The organism is Devosia sp. Z11_6, from assembly GCF_058133665.1.
In genome coordinates this window covers 160,180-179,432 of sequence record NZ_JBYUNQ010000006.1, presented here as the reverse complement: position 1 = coordinate 179,432, position 19,253 = coordinate 160,180, and the positions used below count along the sequence as shown (strand labels likewise).

Here is a 19,253-nt window from a genome sequence, read left to right as displayed (position 1 = left end):
GTTATGAGGCGTAAGTTGGCCCCCGAGACTCCCAATGATCAGGTCGATCTTTTGTTGCAGAAAGCAGGGCTCTCGCACGAAACTGTCACTGCGGCGCTGAGCATCGATGCGGTGCTGCAGAACTGGCGGCGGCGGGTGGCCAAGCGCGAACTGGGGCACCGGGCCCTGGCCGATCTCAAGATCGGGCTCGATCTCGCTCAACTCGATGTGCTGGTCGCCATCGATGCGCCGGTTAACGAGTTCGGAGCGGTGACGGCGGGCGAAACCATGGTAGCAACGGTGGCCGAACGGCTGGGGATCGACCCCTCACGCGCCAGCCGGATCGTGGGCGACATGGTGGACAAGGGCTATGCAAGGCGGGCGGTGAGCCAAGCCGATGCGCGGCGCTCGATCATCGAGCTGACCGATGCGGGCCGCGCCGTGCTCGACGCGGTGCGCGCCTATAAGTTCCTGATCTTGGGGGATTTCCTCAGCGGCTGGTCGAGCGAGGAGCTCGAAACCTTCCTGCCCCTCCTGCAGCGCTTTGGGCGCTGGTCCGAACACACCGAGTTGGGGGCCGAGAAGTTTCGCAGCGAAATCGAAGCGCTGGCGGCGGGCTTGCCCCGGGCGTAGGCCGCCCGGGCGCAATCAGTTCAGTTCAAAAGGGTCAAACCTGCGGCTTGCGCTTGGGCTTGTGGTCCTTGCTCTTGGGCGGCTTTGGCTTTTCGGACCGGCTGGCGGCGGGAGCATCGCTCTTGCCGGCCCATTTTGGCTTGCCCTTGTCCTTGGCTGGAGGGGCCTTGGGACGCGGGGCGCGGGGCTTGTCGGCCGCAGGAGCAGCCGGAGCACCCGCCGGGTCCCAGGCGCCGGTCGGGGCAGCAGCGAAATCGTCGGGCTGCAACTCGGAGGAGCCATAACGAGCCTGGCGATCAGCGCGGCCGGGGCGTGGCGCATCGGGGTCAAAGCGCTCGATTGGACCGGCGGGACGGCGCTGCGACGGCGGGGGACCCGCGCGGCGTTCGCCCGGACCATCAACCGGGGCAATGGTGACGCCGCGTTCGCCCGAGCCATTCTTTTCGATGCTGCGGGCAAAGGCGTCGGCCTTTTGCGCAGCGACCTCAAAGATGGATTCAGTGTCAAAGATGCGGATCGAGCCAATGGCGGTCTTGGTGACATTGCCGGCCTTGCACAGCATGGGCAGCAGCCAGCGCGGCTCGGCCTTGTGCTTGCGCCCGACCGTGACCTTGAACCAGGTGCCGCCCTCGAACTTTTCGCGCGTGCGTGGGTCCTTGTCACCGGGCTTGTCGAATACGGGGATGTCGCTGACATCCTCGGGTGCGGGCCGCGCCGCAAGCTGCTGGCGCAGATAAGCGGCAGCAATGGCTTCGGGAGCATGGCGCTCGAGGAGCTGGGCCACAAAGGCGGTTTCTTCCTCGGCTACCGGAGCGCTCAGCATCTCGTTGGACAGGATGCTTTCGCGATAACGCGCCTCGATTTCCTCGGCAGATGGTGGCGCCATCATGGAAACGTCTAGCTTGGCGGTCTTGAGGATGCGCTGGGCGACATTACGGCGATGCGTCGGGGAAATGATGACGCAGGTGCCCTTGCGCCCGGCCCGGCCGGTACGGCCCGAACGGTGCAGGAGCGTATCGGGATTGGTGGGCAGATCGGCGTGGATCACCAGATCCAGATTGGGCAGATCGATGCCGCGGGCCGCGACGTCGGTCGCGACGCAGATATGGGCGCGGCCATCGCGCATGGCCTGCAGCGCATTGGTCCGCTCGGCCTGCGAGAGTTCGCCCGAAAGGGTCACGACATCAAAGCCGCGATTATGCAGCCGCGCGGACAGGTGCTTGACGCCTTCGCGGGTGGAGGCAAAGACGATGGTGTTAACGGCCTCGAAGTAGAGGAGTGTGTTGATGATGGCGTTTTCGCGCTCGGCGGCGGGCACCAGCATCAGCTTGTAGTCGATATCGGCATGCTGCTCGGTGGCCGAGGTGGCCGAAATGCGCAGCGCATCGCGCTGGAAGGTCTTGGCCAGCTGCGCGATGGGCTTGGGCACTGTGGCCGAGAACAGGAGCGTGCGGCGCTCTTCGGGCGCGGCATCGAGGATGAACTCGAGATCTTCGCGGAAACCCAGATCCAGCATCTCGTCGGCTTCATCGAGCACGACGGCGCGCAGCGCCGACATGTCGAGAGCGCCACGCGTGATGTGGTCGCGCAGACGCCCCGGCGTGCCGACAACGATATGGGCGCCCCGCTCCAGCGCCCGGCGCTCGGTGCGGGCATCCATGCCGCCAACGCAAGACGCGGTCTTGGCGCCGGTTTCGGCATAAAGCCATTCGAGCTCGCGCTGCACCTGCAGGGCCAATTCGCGGGTCGGGGCAATCAGCAGGGCCAGCGGCGCGCCAACGGAGGTAAAATGGTCTTCATCGCCCAGGAGGGTTGGCGCAATGGCCATGCCAAAGGCGACGGTCTTGCCCGAACCGGTCTGGGCGGAAACCAGCAGGTCGCGCCCCGCGGTTTCCTCTTCGACCATCGCCGACTGGACGGGGGTCAGCGTGTCATAGCCCTTGGCCACGAGGGCGCGGGCGAGCGGGGCAAGGATAGTTTCAGGCAAGGACATTTCTGGCTTTCTGGACGCCGCCAATCATTGGCGTCATGGCCCGCGCGGCAGTGAGCCGTTGGTCGCGGATAGGGTAAAGGAGGCTCCTGCATTGGCAGGAACAAACGCCGTGGTGGTTGGAGGCACAGCACACAGCAAAGCAAAAGGCCGCCCCGAGGGCGGCCCGAAGGCTGTCTAAGCGCATTAAGCACAAAACCGGCGCCCTGTCACCCCGGCCAGCAGCCGGGACGACATTGCGCACAAGGCTTTTGGCTTAGCCGACGATCTCGTCTTCGGTGAAGAAGAACTTGATTTCTTCGGCAGCGGTTTCGGGAGCGTCCGAACCGTGTACCGAGTTTTCGCCGATCGAAAGGGCAAATTCCTTGCGGATGGTGCCGGGAGCGGCATTTTCCGGATTGGTCGCGCCCATCACTTCACGGTTCTTGAGGATGGCGCCTTCGCCTTCCAGAACCTGGACCACGACGGGCGACGCGATCATCTGCTCGACCAGTTCGCCAAAGAAGGGGCGATCCTTGTGCACGGCATAAAAGCCTTCGGCCTGTTCGCGCGTCATGTGGATCTTCTTGAGGGCGATCGGACGCAGGCCCGCTTCCTCGAACTTGGCAATGATCTTGCCGATCAGGTTGCGGCGGACGGCATCGGGCTTGATGATGGAAAAGGTGCGTTCGAGCGCCATGGCGGGCTGATCCCTTGATTGTTGTTGTTGGAAGGTGGCGCGCTTTTAGCTGCACTCTGTGTCCGACACAAGACGGCCGCGCTCAAAGGAACGCGGCCGCTGGGGATTGGCAAAAAGGATCAATCGTCGACGGTGGTGGTTCCGGTGGCAAGGGTTGCCCCATCAGGGCCGATCAGGGTGATGTTGACCGTGTTGACGGTGCCATCGACGGGAACGGTCTGGTCCACTTCCTGCTCGGTCTGCATGGCGGTGCAATTATCCCCTGTCCGAGTGACCGGGAAAGTGATGTCGAGCACGCCATCGATGGCATCGTTGAGTTCGGCCATGCCCACCTGATCGCAGGAGCTGCCCATATACTCGAATTCGATCTCCATCTGGGTCTGGTCAATGCGGTCGGCATCCAGATCGTCGATGGACGCAGCGTCCTGGGCGAAAGCCGCTCCAGTGGTCGCCAGAACGAGGCCGGCGGCAAGGTTCAGGGCAAAGTGCTTCATGCTGGGTTCCTTTCGGGTGAAAAGCTTGTCAGGACACCAACGCATGGGCCGACCAGGTGGATGCGCGACAATGGGGCACGGCCATGCAGGGCTGGCGGTTGCCATAACGGACACTTAACTCTATCCAACATTCCAAAGACAGTTTGCCGCGGCGTTTGACCCGCCCGCCTTGTTCCGCAGCGCTTTGTGCTGCCTTCTCGATTCAGAAATTGCTTGCGCCATGCTCACCATCAACAATCTCACCTACCGCATCCAGGGCCGCGAGCTGTTCGAGGACGCATCGGTGGTGCTGCCGACCGGCTCCAAGACCGGCTTTGTGGGCAAGAACGGCACGGGCAAGACCACGCTGTTTCACCTGATCCAAGGCCATATCCACCTCGATGCCGGCTCGATCGAGCTCAACAAGAAGGCGCGGATCGGCGCGGTTGCGCAGGAAGCACCCGCGGGCGATGAAAGCGTGCTCGAAGTGGTGCTGGCCGCGGATACCGAGCGCACCGCGCTGATGGCGGAAGCGGAAACCGCTGATGATCCCGACCGGATCGGCGAGATTTATATTCGCCTGGCCGATATCGATGCCCACACCGCCGAAGCACGCGCTTCTTCCATTCTCAAGGGTCTGGGCTTTGAGCAGGACCGGCAGAACGCGCCGACGCGCGAGCTGTCGGGCGGCTGGCGCATGCGTGTGGCGCTGGCGGGCGTGTTGTTCAGCCAGCCCGACCTGCTGCTGCTCGACGAGCCCACCAACTATCTCGATCTCGAGGGCACGCTGTGGCTGGAGAAGTATCTCGCCACCTATCCCTATACCGTCTTCATGATCAGCCATGATCGCGACCTGCTCAACAAGTCGGTGAGCTCGATCATCCATCTCGAGCACAAGAAGCTGACCTTCTACAAAGGCAATTACGACACCTTTGAGAATACGCGCCGCATGCAGATGGAGCTCAACAACAAGAGCCGCGACAAGACGCTCGACCAGATCGCGCATATGCAAAAATTCGTGGATCGCTTCAAGGCCAAGGCGACCAAGGCCAAGCAAGCCCAGGCGCGCGTCAAGATGATCGAAAAGCTGCGGCCGCCCGCCGCGATGTTCGATGAATATGCGGCGCCCTTCACCTTCCAGCAGCCCAAGATCGAGCCCCCCACCCCCATGATCACGCTGGATGGCGTTTCGGCGGGCTATGGCAACAAGACGATTTTGCGCAACATCAATATGCGCATCGATCCCGAGGACCGCATCGCGCTGGTGGGCGTCAACGGCAATGGCAAGTCCACCTTCGCCAAGCTGCTGGCCGGCGATATTCCGGTGATGGGCGGCTCGTTCAACAAGGGCAAGAAGCTCGAGATCGCCCATTTCGCCCAGCACCAGATGGACAAGCTCAAGCCCGAATGGACCCCGTTCGAGCATGTGATCGAGCTGATGCCCACCGATAGCGAAGCCCGGCGCCGCTCGCGGCTGAGCCAGATGGGCTTGACCAAATCGCGCATGGATACGCCAGCCAAGAACCTCTCGGGTGGCGAGCGCGCGCGTTTGCTCATGGGCCTCATCACCTTTGGAGGGCCGGGGATGATGATCCTTGACGAGCCCACCAACCACCTCGATATCGACAGCCGCGATGCGCTGGTGCATGCGCTCAACGAATATGAAGGGGCCGTGCTGATCATTTCGCACGACCGCCATCTGGTGGAAGCCACCTGCGACACGCTCTGGATCGCCGAAGGCGGCACGATCAAGCAGCTCGACGAGGATCTCGACAGCTATCAGCGCTCCATCACCGGGGCCAAGGAAAGCCGGGGCGGCACCAAGGAAGACCGCAAGGCCGCCAAGGCGCAGGCCGCGGCCCGTCGCGCCGAGATCGCGCCGATCAAGGCCTCGATCAAGGACGTGGAAGCCAAGATCAGCCGGCTCAAGAGCGAGATCGGCAAGATCGACGCCCAGCTCGAGGACCCCAAGGTTTATAACGGCCCCGCCGACAAGGTGGTGACCCTGGGCAAGGACAAGGCGCGCTTGAACGCGCAGCTCGAGGAGGCCGAGGAAAACTGGCTGACGCTGAGCGCTGACCTCGAAAGCATGGAGGGGGCATGATCGGCCGCACTGCCGCCGAGGTGATTGCCCTCCTAGGGCTGGAGCGGCACCCCGAGGGTGGCTGGTATGTGCAAAGCTTCGCCGATGCGGCAGCGCCCGGCGGCCGCGCGCATTCCACGGCGATCTATTTCCTGCTCGAGGGCGGGCAGCGCTCGCACTGGCACCGGGTCGATGCCGCCGAAGTCTGGCACTGGTATGCCGGCGCGCCCCTGACGCTCGAGATTGCCGACGACACCGGCGCCTGGGCGCTGACCCTAGGGGGCGACCTCTTTGCCGGCGAGCGGCCGCAGGCCGTGGTGCCGCCCGGGGCTTGGCAGGCGGCGAGCAGCAGCGGGGAGTGGACGCTGGTGGGCTGCACGGTGGCGCCGGGCTTTGAGTTCGCCCGGTTCGAGCTCGCGGCGCCCGGCTGGAGCCCTACGGAGCGTTAAGCCTGCCGCCCGGCCGGCGTTGACACAAGGCCCTCCCCCGCTATTGCTGAGGTGGGATCACTCACCGGAAAGACGGATATGCGCTTCTTGGGCCCGGGCCTTGCCGCCGCCGTCTTGTTGCTGCTGGCCTTGGCGACCGGGAGTGCGCAGGCGCAGCCCCTGAGCGAGGCCGAGCGGCGGACGCGGGTGATCGAGTTTGCCGCCAACAACAGCCTGTTCGTGCTGTATCACGAGATGGCGCATCTGCTGGTGCATCAGCTGGGCCTGCCGGTACTGGGGCGCGAGGAAGACGCGGCCGACAACATGGCGACCTGGACGCTGCTCAACCAGGGCACGCCCCATGCCGAAGCCGTGCTGGCCGATGCGGCGCGCGGCTGGTTGCTGTCGGGGCTGGTCTATGGCGCCGAGCTTGATGACACCGATTACTACGACAATCACAGCCTGGATCGGCAGCGCGCGTTCGGGATCGTGTGTCTGATGGTGGGCAGCGACGCGCGCGCTTTTGCCCCCATCGCCAATGCCTATGCCATCGACGAGGGGCGGCAAGGCACCTGTCCGGATGACTACCGGCTGGTGAACCGCAGTTTGGCGAAGCTCCTGGCGGGGCGGGACCGCAAGAAAAGCAAGACCCGGGTCGAGGTGTCCTACCAGAGCGTGAGCGGACGGCTCAAAGGGGCGGCGGATGCCTTCAAGGCCAGCGGCGTGTTCGAGCAGGTGGCGGATGAATTGCGCGGGCATTACAGCCTGCACAAGCCGGTGCAGCTCAATGCCAAGCGTTGTGGCGAAGCCAACGCCTTTTATGATCCGCAAACGCGCGAGATCATCTTTTGCTACGAGATGATGCAGGACTATATGCAGCTTTACACCAGCCAAAAGCCCGGCAAGGCCGTCCCTGCGCTCTAGTCAGCTAAAGCCGACATAGCGGCCGGCGCGATGATTGGTGGCAATGATGAGATTGAGCACCAGCGCGCCCAGCAGCGAATACAGCACCCGGTCGAGCGGCAGGATGAAGAACGCGGCGAGCAGGATCACCGCGTCGATCCCCAGCTGCACATAGCCGGCGCGAATGCCGAAATTTTCCTGCAGATAGAGCGCGAGGATATTGATGCCGCCCACGCTCGCCTTGTGCCGGAACAGCGACAAAATCCCCAGCCCCATCATCCCGCCACCCATGAGCGCGGCGTATAGCGGCTCGATGCGCCCGATATCGAGCCAGGTGGGGATGGCGGAAGAGAAGAACGACACCAGCAAAACGCAGCAAAAGGTCTTGAGCGCAAAGGGCCAGCCCATGCGCAGCACCGCCAGCACGTAGAATGGCAGGTTAATGACGAAGAACAGCAGGCCAAAGCTCAGGCCCGTGCCGTATTGCAAGAGGAGCGCGAGGCCCGCCGTGCTGCCGGTGATGAGGGTCGCCTCGGCGTAAAATACGATGCCCAGCCCCACCAGCATGGTGCCGATCAGCATGGCGAAGATATCTTCGGCAAGGCTGTGGCGGCTGGGGGCGGCAAGGTCGGGGGTCAAGCGCGTTTGCTCCAGCGTCCGTCCTGGTTTTGCTGCCAGTAGGTGACGGTATTGCCCGGCGTCAGCGCCCGCCAGGCGAGGCGCGCTTCGGCGACGGCATCGGGATCGTGCCCGGAGAATAGATAAACGAGCCGCTGATAGCCCTCGGCCGATTGAGGCACCGCGCGCTCAACGAAAAAGCGCACTGCCGCCCCGTTGGGGTTGTCGCCCGTCGTGGTCAGGAGCACTGGCTGGAGCGGATCGGTGTCTTCGCCAGCCAGACCATGAGGCAGGAAACTGTCGTCGCGATAGGTCCACAGATGCGCCTCGAGCGCTTCGGCGCGCTCGGGGCTGCCGATTTCCACCACCGCCCGCCAGCCGCGTTCGAGGGTTTTTTCCAGCAATTGGGGCAGCACCGCTTCCAGCGGGCGCTGCTCCAGATGGTAAAACAGAACTTCGGCCATGCCAGCTCCGATGCGCGGCTCAGTTCTCGTAGAAGTCGCGGACCAGCCGGTCCAGCAGCGCCACGCCAAAGCCCGGCGCCCAGGAGGCGTTGATCTCGCTGTTGCCGGCGCCAAAGGCCATGCCGGCGATATCGAGATGGGCCCAGGGGACATCATTGACGAAATGCTGCAGGAAATGGGCCGCCGTGATCGAGCCGGCCGGACGACCGCCGGTGTTCTTGATATCGGCGAAGCGCGATTCAATGAGCTTTTCATAAGCCGGCGACAGCGGCAGGCGCCACAGCTTCTCATTGGCGGCAAGGCCGGCATTGAGCAGCTGGATCGAGAGCTCGTCATTGTTGGAAAAGAGGCCGGCATGATCATGGCCCAGCGCGACGATGATCGCGCCGGTGAGGGTCGCCAGATTGATCATGAAGCGCGGCTTGAAGCGCTGCTGGGTGTACCAGAGCACATCGGCCAGCACGAGCCGGCCTTCGGCATCGGTGTTGACCACTTCGATCGTCGTACCCGATATCGCCTTGACGATATCGCCCGGGCGCACCGCGGTCGCCGATGGCATGTTTTCGACGAGGCCAATCACGCCCACGGCATTCACCGGCGCCTTGCGCTTGGCGAGCGCCAGCATCAATCCGGTAACGGCCGCAGCGCCGCCCATATCGCCCTTCATGTCTTCCATGCTGGCAGCGGGCTTGATGGAAATGCCGCCGCTGTCGAACACCACGCCCTTGCCCACAAAGGCGAGTGGGGCGGCGTCTACATCGCCGCCACGCCACTGCATGATGGCGAGACGCGCCGGGCGGGCCGAGCCTTGGGCCACGCAGAGCAGCGATTCCATGCCCAGCCGCTTCATATCCTCGGGCAAGAGGATCTCGACATTGATGCCGTATTCACTCAGTTCGGAAACACGGTCGGCAAACTCGACGGGGCCCAGCACATTGGCCGGCTCGTTGACGAGCTCGCGCGCCAGGAGCGTGCCGTCAACCACCGCGCCACGATCGGCAATGGCGATGTCTGCCGCCGCAGGATCGGCCACATGGAGGGTGACGGCAAGATCGGCCGGTGCATCCTCGCGTACCGCCTTGTATTTATCGAACTTGTATTGGCGCAGCCGTAGCCCGGCCGCGAGTTCGGCGATGGCGGCGGGGGTAGCGCCGGCCTCATCGACGACGACTGCAACGGTGGGCACGCGGCTGGCCAGGATCTTGGCCATCAGCGAGCCGCCTCGGTCGGTCCAGGCATTGAGCGGGATTTCGCTCGTTCCATTGCCCGCGCCCAGCACGAGGAGGCGCCCCGCAGCTGTCACCACATCGAGTCCCTGCCCCTGCTTGCCGGCGAAGGCGGCAGCCTTGCTCACCTGGCTCCAGTCCAGCCCCGTCTGCGCCCACAAACCAGCGGCAGCGCCGGCGGGGGCTTGCCCTTCATGGGCGTAAACGATGACGAGAGGCGCAGCAGCGCCAGCCAGCGCTGCGGTGTGGAGATCAAACTGTTGGGGCATGGAATGGCCTTGTTGGCGAAATAGGCTCGCAGTATGCGCAAAGGTTGAGGGGGACTTTCACGGGGTTTTCGGCCCGCGTCAATCCCGCAACAGCGGCGCGGCAAAGGGCCCCTGCGGCCGGGCCCGCGCTTGAACCGGGCAGGGAAAGGTCTCAAGGTCGTTCCGACAGTCCAAGAGTAGTGCGAGTTTCTGCCAGCCCATGAAGCGATTGACGAGATATGTGGCCGGCCTGTTCGTGCGCGATGCCGTAATCCTGTTTGGTGTGGTGTGCGTGCTGCTTTGGCTGGTCAACTGCCTGCGATCCTTTGACGTGGTGGCGGTCAAGGGACAAGATCTGCTGACGCTGGCGCTGCAGGCGCTGCTCACCATGCCGCCGCTAGCCTTGACCTTTGCTTATGTGTGCATCGGCATCGGCGTTGCCCGGGCCCTGCAGGCACTGCAGAACAATCGCGAACTCCATATCATCCACACCAGCCATGGACTGGGATCGCTGTGGCGGGCGGCCGCCATCGTGGCAGCGGGCGGGATGATCTTCGTGCTGCTGCTGAGCAATTTTGTCGAGCCAATGGCCAATCGGCGGGTCAACCTGCTGCAAACCAGTATCGCGGCGGACCTCGTCAGCTCCACCCTCAAGCCCAAGCGCTTCACCCAGGTAACGCCTGGCGTTGTGCTGTTGATCGGTGGCCGCTCGGGCAATGGGGAAATCACCGATTTCTTTGCCGATGACCGGCGCGATCCGCGCACCGAGCGCACCTATATCGCCAGTTCGGCCCGGGTGGCACGGGACGGCGACAATTACATGCTCGAGCTGCGCGATGGCTCGCTGCAATATACCGAAAGTACGGGGCAGTTCTCGCAGATCTCGTTTGCCCGCTATGACCTCAGCGTCGAGCGGCTAACGCAAACCCCCGAGGACAATTTCCGCTTCCGCGAGCAGGACAGCCTTTCCGCAGTCAATGAAGCACTGCAGAGCGGGCAATGGACGCCCGAGCTGCGCGCCGACCTGCTGGAGCGGCAAGCACCCGCGCTCAGCGTTCTGGGCATTTGTCTGCTGATGGTCGCGGTGCTTGGCTTTCCCAATGGCAGGCGCAGCAGGTTCACCGTGCCCATGGAAGCCTTGGTGATGCTGCTGGCTTTTGCCGAGCGGGGCGTGAGCTCCTATAGCCCATGGGGTCCGGCCACCGGAGGGATCGTGCTCATTGTCGCCGCCCTCCTGATCATCCTGATGCGCGCGCGGCCCCGGGCGCCGGGCAAGGTGGTGCCCGCATGAGCCGGATCGACCTCCTCGTGCTCACCCGGCTGGGCGGGCGCATCGCCACCATAGTTTTTGTGTTTTACGGGCTGATCGCCCTGGTGGAATCGCTCGACACCTGGCGCTTCAACTATGTGGCCGAAAGCCAGGGCGTGCCGCTGGCCATCCTGATGGTGGCGATGAGCGCGGTGCGCTGGACCATCAAGACCCTGCCCGTGACCGTGCTGCTGGGCGCAATCCTGGGCTTCCTCGATCTCAAGGCGCGCCATGAGCTGACCGTGATTGCCGCCAGCGGTATCTCCATCTGGCGCATCGTGCGCGCCCCCACCGTGGCGCTGATCTTGGTGAGCTTTGTCATTGCCCTGGGCGCCGAAACGATGAGCACCCAGATCAACCGTCAGCTTTATCCAACCTCCCCGGGCAAATCCTCCATGCTCACCGATGGGGACGATATCTGGCTCGAGCAGCGCAGCGGGGAGTTCCGCTATGTGCTGCTCGCCCGTGCCATGCAGCCGGGCGGCTCGGTGCTGGGGGATGTGACGGTCTATGCCCTCGGAGGCGAAATGCCCCCGCGCATCGAGGCACCCGAAGCGCAGCTGCGCGACGGACAGTGGCTGATGCCGGAAGCGACCGTGCGCACGGCCGATGCCCCGGCACGGTTGGTACGCGACTTCGCCCTGCCTACCACATCGAGCCCGGCTGAAATCAGCCTCAAGCTGGCCTCCACCGAAGACATGACCTTTTTCGAGCTGTCGCGCCTTGTGAGCGCGGGGATTGCCGATGAGGGCATCCGGGCGGCAGCGACAATGCGGCTGATCAAGCTGCTCTCCTTGCCGCTTGTGCTTACCGGATCGCTGTTCATTGCATTTGCATTTACTGCGGGTTATCGAAGGTCGGCTAACTATGGCCCCGCGGTTCTTTCGGGGATCGTTCTTGGGTTCGTTGTGTTCGTGATTACCGAGATGGCTGACCGCGCAGGGTCGACCGGCGTTCTCGACCCCACGTTTGCGGCAGTTGGACCGGCATTGGTGGCGATCGTTATTGGTGTAACGGTGCTGCTGTATAAGGAAGACGGGCGCGCGTGAGTAACAGGGGCTGGAACACAGGTTTGGTGTCGCCGCTCCGCAAGGCGGGTGCGGGTGCCCTGCTGGCGCTGGCCTTGTCTACGGGCGCCATGGCGCAAGGGCTGGTGCCGGCGCAATTCTTCAATGCTCCCGTCGATCCCGAAGCCGCTGCAGCGGTGGAAGCCGATAATCTGCAGTTTGATGCCCGCACCGGGATCATCACCGCTTCAGGCGATGTGGTGCTGAATTATAGCGGTTACACCGTAACCGGGCACAATCTCGTCTTCAACCGCAACAGCAATGATGTGCAGTTCACGGGGCCCGTGAGCGTGCGCGACCCCTCGGGCAATGTGGCACAGACTACCGATCTGCGCGTGACGGGTGGCATGAAGCAGGCCTTCATCAACGCCCTGACGATCACCACCTATGACGGCGCCCGGATCACGGCGGACAGCGTCGAATATGACGCGGCGCTGCGCACCCTTTTGAATGATGCCACCTATTCGCCCTGCGGCGATTGTATCGACGCCAAGGGACGGCGAATCGGCTGGTCGATGCGCGCGGCGCGCATCATCTCCAATGAGGAAGATGGCTCGCTGACGCTCGAGCAGCCCTCGCTGGCGTTGTTGGGATTTCCCGTGGCGTGGCTGCCTTACCTTTGGCTGCCCGATACCAGCGACAGCGCGCTGGCCAATGTCCGCATGCCATCGGTCGATTCCAGCGAGGAAATCGGGCTCAAGGTGGAAGTGCCCTTTGTGGCCTATTCCAACCAATGGACCGACATCATCCTGTCGCCCGCGCTGGTGAGCCGGCAGGGCCTGTTGCTGGGCGCCGAATGGATCCAGCGCTTCGACCAGGGCTCGTTCCGGATCAAGGCTTCAGGTATCTACCAGCTTCAACCGGACGCCTTCAGCTTCCCCGAAGCGCGCGAGGACTGGCGCGGAGCGGTGCAAAGCTCGGGCTCATTCCGGCCGGTCAAGGACTGGACGGTGGGTTGGTCCTACTCGGCCTTCACCGATGCGGCATTCTTCGAGGATTATCGCCTCGAAGAGCGCGAAGCCTCGGTCAACGAGGTCTATGCGACCAATGTGACGCGCGACACCTTTATCGATCTACGCCTGCAGCAGTTCACCCTCCTAGGAAAGGTGTCCGAAGCTGATCAGGACCGGCAGGGTGATGCCGTTCCCAGTGCGCGGTTCAACCATGTCGAGCGCCTCGCACCCGGCTGGGGCCAGGTCGAGGTGAGCGGACGCTTGCTAGGCGTGCAGCGCGAGGGCGATCATCGCGCCTTTGCCAACACCGTGCCCTATGTGTTCGGCTTTGCCGGCGACAAGACCCATGCCATGCTGCAGGGCGGCTGGCAGACGCAATGGATCGGCGCGGGCGGCTTTGTCGCCACGCCCTATCTGGGTGGGCGCCTCGATGCGGCCTATTACAATGGCGAAAGCACCTTGCCAGTGGCGCCCGATGAAACCACGCTCTGGAGCGCAACGCCAATCGCCGCCATGGATGTGCGCTTCCCGATGGCCGCGAGCGATGGCTCCACGGTGCATCTGGTGGAGCCAATCGGGCAACTGGTTTATCGCGGCTCGGACACTTCGCTTGTCGGCATCACCAATGACGACGCCCAAAGCTTTGTGTTCGATGACACCAATCTGTTTTCGTATAATCGCTTTTCGGGCAGCGATCGGCAGGAAACCGGGCTGCGCGCCAATATCGGTGGCCGTTATCTGGCTGACTTCGCCGATGGCAGCTATGTCGAACTGATTGCCGGCCAGTCCTTCCATTTGGCGGGTGAGAATGCCTTTGTCACCGCCGATCCTGCATTCAGCAGCGCCCGGACCGGGCTTGAGGACGGGGCATCCTATGCGGTGCTGGGCGCTTATGGCGCCCTCAATCCCCATACCCGATTTGGCGGCAAGCTGCAGGTTGATACCGAAACCATGGACATCGCCCGCGCGGGGCTGGGGGCGAGTTTTTCGGTCGAAGGGTATTCGGCCGGTTTGGATTACTTCTATATTGCCGCCGACCCCCAAGGTGGCGTGCTGCGCGACCAACATGAGATTGGCGCGCAAGTGGGCGTGCCTATCGCCGACTACTGGACCGTCAAGGCTGCCACCTATTGGGATCTCGCGGCCAATGAGTGGCTGCAGGTCAGCGGCGGCGTCGTATACGACGATGGCTATCTGGAACTGGGCGCCGGGGCGACCCTGACCGGGCCGACCCACACCTCCCCCGACGATACGCGCTTTACGGCATCGTTCCGCCTCAAGGCCCCGGCAGGTCTCAACATCGGCTATTCCGGAGATGTGGGCCGGTAGGTTACCGATTTTGGCCGTATTCGTGAGCAATTGACTCCACGATGTTCCCGCCCCATTGGAGGTGGGCAAGCGAACAACAGGCGGATAAGCGAGATGGCGGTTGGAAATTTGGCCCGCGCGGCCGGGGCTGTGATGATCGGCGCGCTGATGAGCTTTGGTTTGGCAATGCCGAGCTTGGCAGCCAATGTGAAGGTCACCGTGAACGGCACCCCCATCACCGACGTGCAGATTGCCCAGCGCGTCAAGCTGTTCGCCATTGAAGGCAACAAGACCGGCCAGCGCGGCGCCACCGAGCAGTTGATCGATGAAGCCATCCAGATGCAGGAAGCCGAGCGGCTCGGCATCGAGGTTTCGGGCGCACAGGTGGATGAAGGCATCCTCCAGATCGCACGTAACACCAAGCTCAGCCAGGACAAGCTGATCCAGATGCTGCAGCAAAGCGGCGTCAATATCGACACGCTGCGCGATCGGCTTGAAGCGGCTATTGCCTGGAACGGCGTGACGCAGGCGGCGATCATGCCCCAGGTGCAGATCTCGGACCTGGCACTGGACCAGCAGGCCGCCAGCAAGGTCGCGGCCTATCAGAGCTTTGATTATATCCTCAAGGAAATCATCTTCGTGGCCCCGGGCGGCCAGGGCGCCGGCGCCCGCACTGCCCAGGCCAATCGCTACCGCAGCAGCTTTTCGGGCTGCGACAGCGCGGTGGAACTGTCGCTCGGCTATACTGACGCGGCCGTGATCGATGTGGGCCGTCGGCACGCCACCCAGCTGCCCGAAGCCATTGCCAAGGAACTGGCCGGGCTCAACGCCGGCGGCATCACCAAGCCGCGCGTGGTGGAAACGGGCGTTTCGATGCTCGCGGTCTGCCAGAAGACGCAGGCGGAAGACCTGACCTTCATCAAGGGCGATCTGCGCGCCGAAGCGGGCAGCGACGCGCTCAAGGGACAGGTCGAGACCTATCTGGCCGATTTGCGCAAACGCGCCAAGATCATCTACAACTAATCAGGGCCCGCTTCGGCGGGCCTTTTGCTTTGGGGGGTACCGATTTGGCTCAGCCGCTGGCGATCAGCATGGGAGAACCGGCCGGGATTGGGCCTGACCTGATCTTGCAGTTGTTCGCGCGACGTCATGCGGAGGCCCTGCCCCCATTTTGCGTCTTTGGCGCAGCCGAGTTCTTTCGCGCCCGTGCGGCTCGGCTGGGCCTCGAACTGGCGGTGGAGGAATGCACGCCCACTGACGCGGCCGAGGTGTTCGCGCGGGCTTTGCCCGTGTCAGCCGTTGAGGGGCTGGTACCTGACCACCCCGGCAAAACGAGCCCGTTGTCGGGCCAGGCGGTGATCCGCGCCATCGAGCAATCGGTGGCCGCGGTGCTGCGTGGCGATTGTCGTGGGCTGGTGACCGCGCCCATCCACAAGGCGGCGCTTTACCATGCCGGCTTCCGGCACCCCGGCCATACCGAATTTCTGGCCGAGCTTTGCGCGGGCGGCGGCAAGCCCAAGCTGCCGGTGATGATGCTGGCCCATGGCGACCTGCGGGCGGTACCGGTCACCATTCACGTCCCAATCAAGGATGTGCCGGGGCTCCTCACCAAGGAGTTGATCGTCGAGACGGGCTGCGCGGTGCATCGTGATCTTAAGCACCGCTTCGGGATCGCCGAGCCGCGGATCGGGGTGGCCGGTCTAAACCCCCATGCGGGAGAAGGCGGCGCGATCGGACGCGAGGACCTGGAGATCGTGGGGCCGGCGGTCGCCGAGATGCGCTTCCAGGGCGTTGACGCAGTCGGCCCCATTCCTGCCGACACGCTGTTTTATCCGCCCCATTGGCGGCAATATGATGCGGTGATCGCGATGTATCACGACCAGGCGCTGATCCCGATCAAGACGGTGGCGTTTGAAGACGCCGTCAATGTTACACTAGGACTGCCGATCGTGCGCACCTCGCCCGACCATGGCACGGCGTTCGACCTGGCGGGCACCGGCAATGGGTCGCCCCGCAGTTTTCTTGCGGCCATCCGGCTGGCCGACACCATGACGGAGCCGAGCAAGGCATGAGCCAGATCGATGACTTGCCCCCGCTGCGCGAAGTGATCGCCGAGCATGGGCTGCGCGCCAAAAAGGAACTCGGACAGAATTTCCTCCTCGACCTCAACCTCACCTCGCGCATTGCCCGCGTGGGCGGCTCGCTGGAAGGCGTGCGGGTGATCGAGGTGGGTCCGGGGCCTGGCGGGCTGACGCGCGCGCTGCTGGCCGAAGGGGCGCGCGAAGTGATCGCCATTGAGCGCGACCCACGCACGCTCCCTGCCCTCGCCCAGATTGCCGAAGCCTACCCTGGCCGGCTGACGGTAATCAGCGGCGATGCGCTGGAGATGGACTACCGGACGCTGGCGGATGGGCCGACCCGCATCATTGCCAACCTGCCCTACAATATCGCAACGCCCCTGCTGACGGGATGGCTCACCGCCGAGCCCTGGCCGCCGTTCTGGGACAGCCTGACGCTGATGTTCCAGCGCGAAGTGGCCGAGCGGATCTGCGCCGCGCCGGGCGAGGATCCCTATGGCCGGCTTGGCGTCCTGGCCGGCTGGCGCACCGATGCGCGGATTGCCTTCAATGTGGGTCGGCAAGCCTTTGTGCCGCCCCCAAACGTGACATCCGCCGTGGTGCATCTCGTACCCAAGCCGGTGGACGACACCATTGCGGTCAAGCAGCTCGAACAGGTCACCAAGGCCGCGTTCGGACAGCGGCGCAAGATGGTGCGGCAAAGCCTGAAATCGCTGGGCGTGCCGTTGGAAGGCCTGCTCGCTGCCGCCGGGCTCAAGGGCGATGAACGTGCCGAGGATTTGCCGGTCAGTGCGTTTCTCGCCATGGCGCACGTACTGCCGCAGCTGCGCCAGACACCAGCAGCGGCCAGCCAGCAATAGGTCGGCTAGGCTCCGGTCGGGGCTGCAGGCACCGGCTGCTCGGATGGCAGCGGCGCAAGGCGGGTCAGGTGCAGCCCAACCAACAGGGCTGCCACTGCCGCCCCGCCGCTAACCAGCAGCACGCCGTTCCAGTCCCAGGCGACCCACGCATAGCCGCCCAGCGTACCGAGCACAGATGAGCCCAGATAATAGCTGAACAGATAGATGGCGGAGGCCTGGGCGCGACCGACGCTGGCGCGGCGGGCAACCCATGCACTGGCAATGCCATGGGCGGCGAAATAGCCGGTGGTGGCAATGGCGAGCCCCAGAATGATCACCGGGGTTGAGGGCACAAGGGTCAGGAACACCCCTAGCGTCATGACGAGCACCAGGGTCCAATACACCCGCCGCCGTCCGAGGCGCTGCGCGAGGCCGCCCGCCCAAGCTGAGCTGAAACTGCCCAGCAGATAGACCACGAAAATGGCCGAGATGGCCGCGTGGCTCAGCGCAAAGGGCGGCAGCGCCAGCCGGAAACCGACATAGTTGTAAAGGGTGACAAAGCTGCCCATCAACAGGAAGGCCGAGGCAAAGAGCCAGGGTAGCCCAGGATCGCGGAATTGCAGGCGTACCAGCGCGGCAAGCTCAAGCAGCGCAATGCGGCTGCGGCGTGAATTATGGGGCGCGGGCAGGAGCAGCACGACCACCAGAGCAGCGAGCGCGATGGCGGCGCCAAGAACCATGAGCGCGGGGCGCCAGCCAATGAGATCGGCGAGGATGCCCGACAGCAGCCGCCCGGCCATGCCGCCAATGGCAGTGCCCCCGATGTAAAGCCCCATGGAAAAGCCCAAAGCTTCGGGGTCCATCTCCTCGGCCAGATAAACCATGGCGACCGCGGGCAGGCCGGAAAGGGTAAGGCCCATCAGGGTGCGGATGATGAGGAGCGCGCTCCAATTGGGCGCGAAGGGCAGGACGAGCCCCAAACCCGCGGTGAGGAGAATGGCCCAGACCATCAGCGTGCGGCGCCCCAAGCGGTCGGACACCCAGCTGGCGAGCAGGAGTGCGAGCGCCAAGGTGGCGGTGGTGCTGGAAAGCGCAAGGGAACTGGTGCCGGCGTCGAGCCCAAACTCGGCCGCCAGGATGGGCAGCAGCGGCTGCACGGAATACAGCGACGCGAAGATCGCGAAGGCGGACAGAAAAAACGCGATATTGGCGCGCACAAAGGACGGGGTGCCACGGCGAATGATCTGCGTGCCGTTGGTCATGCCAGAAGTGCCTTGTCGCGCAGCGGGAGGTCGAGGAGCTTAAGACCGCAGCCCGGCGCCACTCAAAGGGAATCGATCTGGTTCTGCAGATCCTTGACGAAATTATCGAGCTGCGTCAGCCGGCTCCGCTCGAGCCGTGCAGCGGCAAGGATTGAGCGCACCTTCTGGGTCGAAGCCTCCAGATCGTCATTGACGATGATATAGTCGTATTCGTTGTAGTGCTGCATCTCGAGCTTGGCATTGCGCAGCCGTTTTTCGATCGTGCCCACGCTGTCCTGCGCGCGCCGCTCGAGCCGGGCGCGCAGCTCCTTGATGCTGGGGGGCAGGATGAACACGGTCACCATGTCCTTGCGGCTCTTTTCGTAGAGCTGCAGCGTGCCCTGATAGTCGACGTCAAACAGGATGTCGTTGCCGGCGGCCAGCTGCTCTTCCACCTTGGCGCGGGGCGTGCCGTAGAAATTGTCGTGCACCTGCGCCGATTCGAGCAATTCGCCATCGGCCTTCATGCGGTTGAAGGTGGGCACATCGATGAAATAATAGTGCGTACCCTCGACCTCGTCGGTGCGGCGCGCTCGCGTTGTCACCGATACCGACAGCCGGATATTGGGGTCCTGCCCGAACAGGGAGCGCGAAATGGATGATTTACCGGCCCCAGAGGGCGAAGCAATCACCAGCATCACGCCGCGACGTTGAGATTCCATTGGGGCACGGCC

The 19,253-nt window shown here is 63.9% G+C and carries 18 protein-coding genes; 10 read left to right on the top strand and 8 right to left on the bottom strand.

Going from position 1 to position 19,253, the window contains the following annotated elements; translation table 11 throughout:
- Nucleotides 1–15: 15 nt before the first annotated feature.
- On the top strand, nucleotides 16–612 hold the full coding sequence (locus tag AC3YMN_RS16615; protein WP_489890856.1) for a MarR family winged helix-turn-helix transcriptional regulator: 597 nt from the start codon (nucleotides 16–18) through the stop codon (nucleotides 610–612).
- 34 nt (nucleotides 613–646) lie between these two features.
- Here the strand turns inward: AC3YMN_RS16615 and AC3YMN_RS16610 are convergent, their stop codons facing one another.
- From AC3YMN_RS16610 to AC3YMN_RS16600, 3 genes are all read right to left on the bottom strand, one after another.
- Nucleotides 647–2,605: a DEAD/DEAH box helicase gene (locus AC3YMN_RS16610; RefSeq protein ID WP_489890855.1), complete on the bottom strand. Its 1,959-nt coding sequence runs from the start codon at nucleotides 2,603–2,605 to the stop codon at nucleotides 647–649.
- 253 nt (nucleotides 2,606–2,858) lie between these two features.
- Entirely contained in the window at nucleotides 2,859–3,281 is a 423-nt protein-coding gene (gene ndk, locus AC3YMN_RS16605; protein WP_489890854.1) for a nucleoside-diphosphate kinase, read from the bottom strand.
- Nucleotides 3,282–3,400: 119 nt separating this feature from the next.
- Complete coding sequence (locus AC3YMN_RS16600; protein WP_127754318.1) at nucleotides 3,401–3,775, bottom strand: hypothetical protein; 375 nt, start codon at nucleotides 3,773–3,775, stop codon at nucleotides 3,401–3,403.
- Nucleotides 3,776–3,995: 220 nt separating this feature from the next.
- On the opposite strand from AC3YMN_RS16600, the gene AC3YMN_RS16595 reads away from it, so the two are divergent.
- The 3 genes from AC3YMN_RS16595 to AC3YMN_RS16585 all read left to right on the top strand — a co-directional run bounded on the left by AC3YMN_RS16595 (nucleotide 3,996) and on the right by AC3YMN_RS16585 (nucleotide 7,189).
- Entirely contained in the window at nucleotides 3,996–5,858 is a 1,863-nt protein-coding gene (locus tag AC3YMN_RS16595; protein WP_489890853.1) for an ABC-F family ATP-binding cassette domain-containing protein, read from the top strand.
- Nucleotides 5,855–6,286, top strand: coding sequence for a cupin domain-containing protein (locus AC3YMN_RS16590; protein ID WP_489890852.1), 432 nt, complete (start codon nucleotides 5,855–5,857; stop codon nucleotides 6,284–6,286). The genes AC3YMN_RS16595 and AC3YMN_RS16590 overlap by 4 nt, the downstream gene beginning before the upstream one ends.
- Nucleotides 6,287–6,364: 78 nt before the next feature.
- The gene (locus tag AC3YMN_RS16585) at nucleotides 6,365–7,189 is read left to right on the top strand and encodes a DUF4344 domain-containing metallopeptidase (protein WP_489890851.1); all 825 of its coding nucleotides are present in this window, start codon (nucleotides 6,365–6,367) and stop codon (nucleotides 7,187–7,189) included.
- Here AC3YMN_RS16585 and AC3YMN_RS16580 read toward each other — a convergent pair whose 3' ends face one another.
- The 3 genes from AC3YMN_RS16580 to AC3YMN_RS16570 are packed head-to-tail and all read right to left on the bottom strand — an operon-like array spanning nucleotide 7,190 to nucleotide 9,745.
- Nucleotides 7,190–7,750, bottom strand: coding sequence for a YitT family protein (locus tag AC3YMN_RS16580; protein ID WP_127755319.1), 561 nt, complete (start codon nucleotides 7,748–7,750; stop codon nucleotides 7,190–7,192).
- Nucleotides 7,751–7,803: 53 nt separating this feature from the next.
- Entirely contained in the window at nucleotides 7,804–8,250 is a 447-nt protein-coding gene (locus AC3YMN_RS16575; protein ID WP_489890850.1) for a DNA polymerase III subunit chi, read from the bottom strand.
- A 19-nt stretch (nucleotides 8,251–8,269) separates the two neighbouring features.
- Nucleotides 8,270–9,745, bottom strand: coding sequence for a leucyl aminopeptidase (locus AC3YMN_RS16570; protein ID WP_489890849.1), 1,476 nt, complete (start codon nucleotides 9,743–9,745; stop codon nucleotides 8,270–8,272).
- Nucleotides 9,746–9,953: 208 nt separating this feature from the next.
- On the opposite strand from AC3YMN_RS16570, the gene AC3YMN_RS16565 reads away from it, so the two are divergent.
- The 6 genes from AC3YMN_RS16565 to rsmA all read left to right on the top strand — a co-directional run bounded on the left by AC3YMN_RS16565 (nucleotide 9,954) and on the right by rsmA (nucleotide 17,299).
- The gene (locus AC3YMN_RS16565) at nucleotides 9,954–11,015 is read left to right on the top strand and encodes an LptF/LptG family permease (RefSeq protein ID WP_172125343.1); all 1,062 of its coding nucleotides are present in this window, start codon (nucleotides 9,954–9,956) and stop codon (nucleotides 11,013–11,015) included.
- Nucleotides 11,012–12,082, top strand: a complete 1,071-nt coding sequence (locus AC3YMN_RS16560; protein WP_489890848.1) for an LptF/LptG family permease — start codon at nucleotides 11,012–11,014, stop codon at nucleotides 12,080–12,082. The genes AC3YMN_RS16565 and AC3YMN_RS16560 overlap by 4 nt, the downstream gene beginning before the upstream one ends.
- Nucleotides 12,083–12,108: 26 nt before the next feature.
- Nucleotides 12,109–14,382 (top strand): LPS-assembly protein LptD, encoded by a 2,274-nt coding sequence (locus AC3YMN_RS16555; protein ID WP_489890886.1) that lies wholly within the window; start codon nucleotides 12,109–12,111, stop codon nucleotides 14,380–14,382.
- Between the two features lie 93 nt (nucleotides 14,383–14,475).
- Entirely contained in the window at nucleotides 14,476–15,384 is a 909-nt protein-coding gene (locus tag AC3YMN_RS16550) for a SurA N-terminal domain-containing protein (protein WP_127754327.1), read from the top strand.
- Between the two features lie 44 nt (nucleotides 15,385–15,428).
- Entirely contained in the window at nucleotides 15,429–16,433 is a 1,005-nt protein-coding gene (gene pdxA, locus AC3YMN_RS16545; RefSeq protein WP_489890847.1) for a 4-hydroxythreonine-4-phosphate dehydrogenase PdxA, read from the top strand.
- Complete coding sequence (gene rsmA / locus AC3YMN_RS16540) at nucleotides 16,430–17,299, top strand: 16S rRNA (adenine(1518)-N(6)/adenine(1519)-N(6))-dimethyltransferase RsmA (RefSeq protein ID WP_489890846.1); 870 nt, start codon at nucleotides 16,430–16,432, stop codon at nucleotides 17,297–17,299. Before pdxA ends, rsmA begins: the two co-directional genes overlap by 4 nt.
- Nucleotides 17,300–17,304: 5 nt before the next feature.
- Here rsmA and AC3YMN_RS16535 read toward each other — a convergent pair whose 3' ends face one another.
- Together AC3YMN_RS16535 and gmk are read right to left on the bottom strand one after the other, a co-directional pair.
- Nucleotides 17,305–18,540: an MFS transporter gene (locus AC3YMN_RS16535; RefSeq protein WP_489890845.1), complete on the bottom strand. Its 1,236-nt coding sequence runs from the start codon at nucleotides 18,538–18,540 to the stop codon at nucleotides 17,305–17,307.
- 62 nt (nucleotides 18,541–18,602) lie between these two features.
- Nucleotides 18,603–19,241, bottom strand: a complete 639-nt coding sequence (gmk, locus tag AC3YMN_RS16530) for a guanylate kinase (protein ID WP_248305141.1) — start codon at nucleotides 19,239–19,241, stop codon at nucleotides 18,603–18,605.
- Nucleotides 19,242–19,253 lie beyond the last annotated feature (12 nt).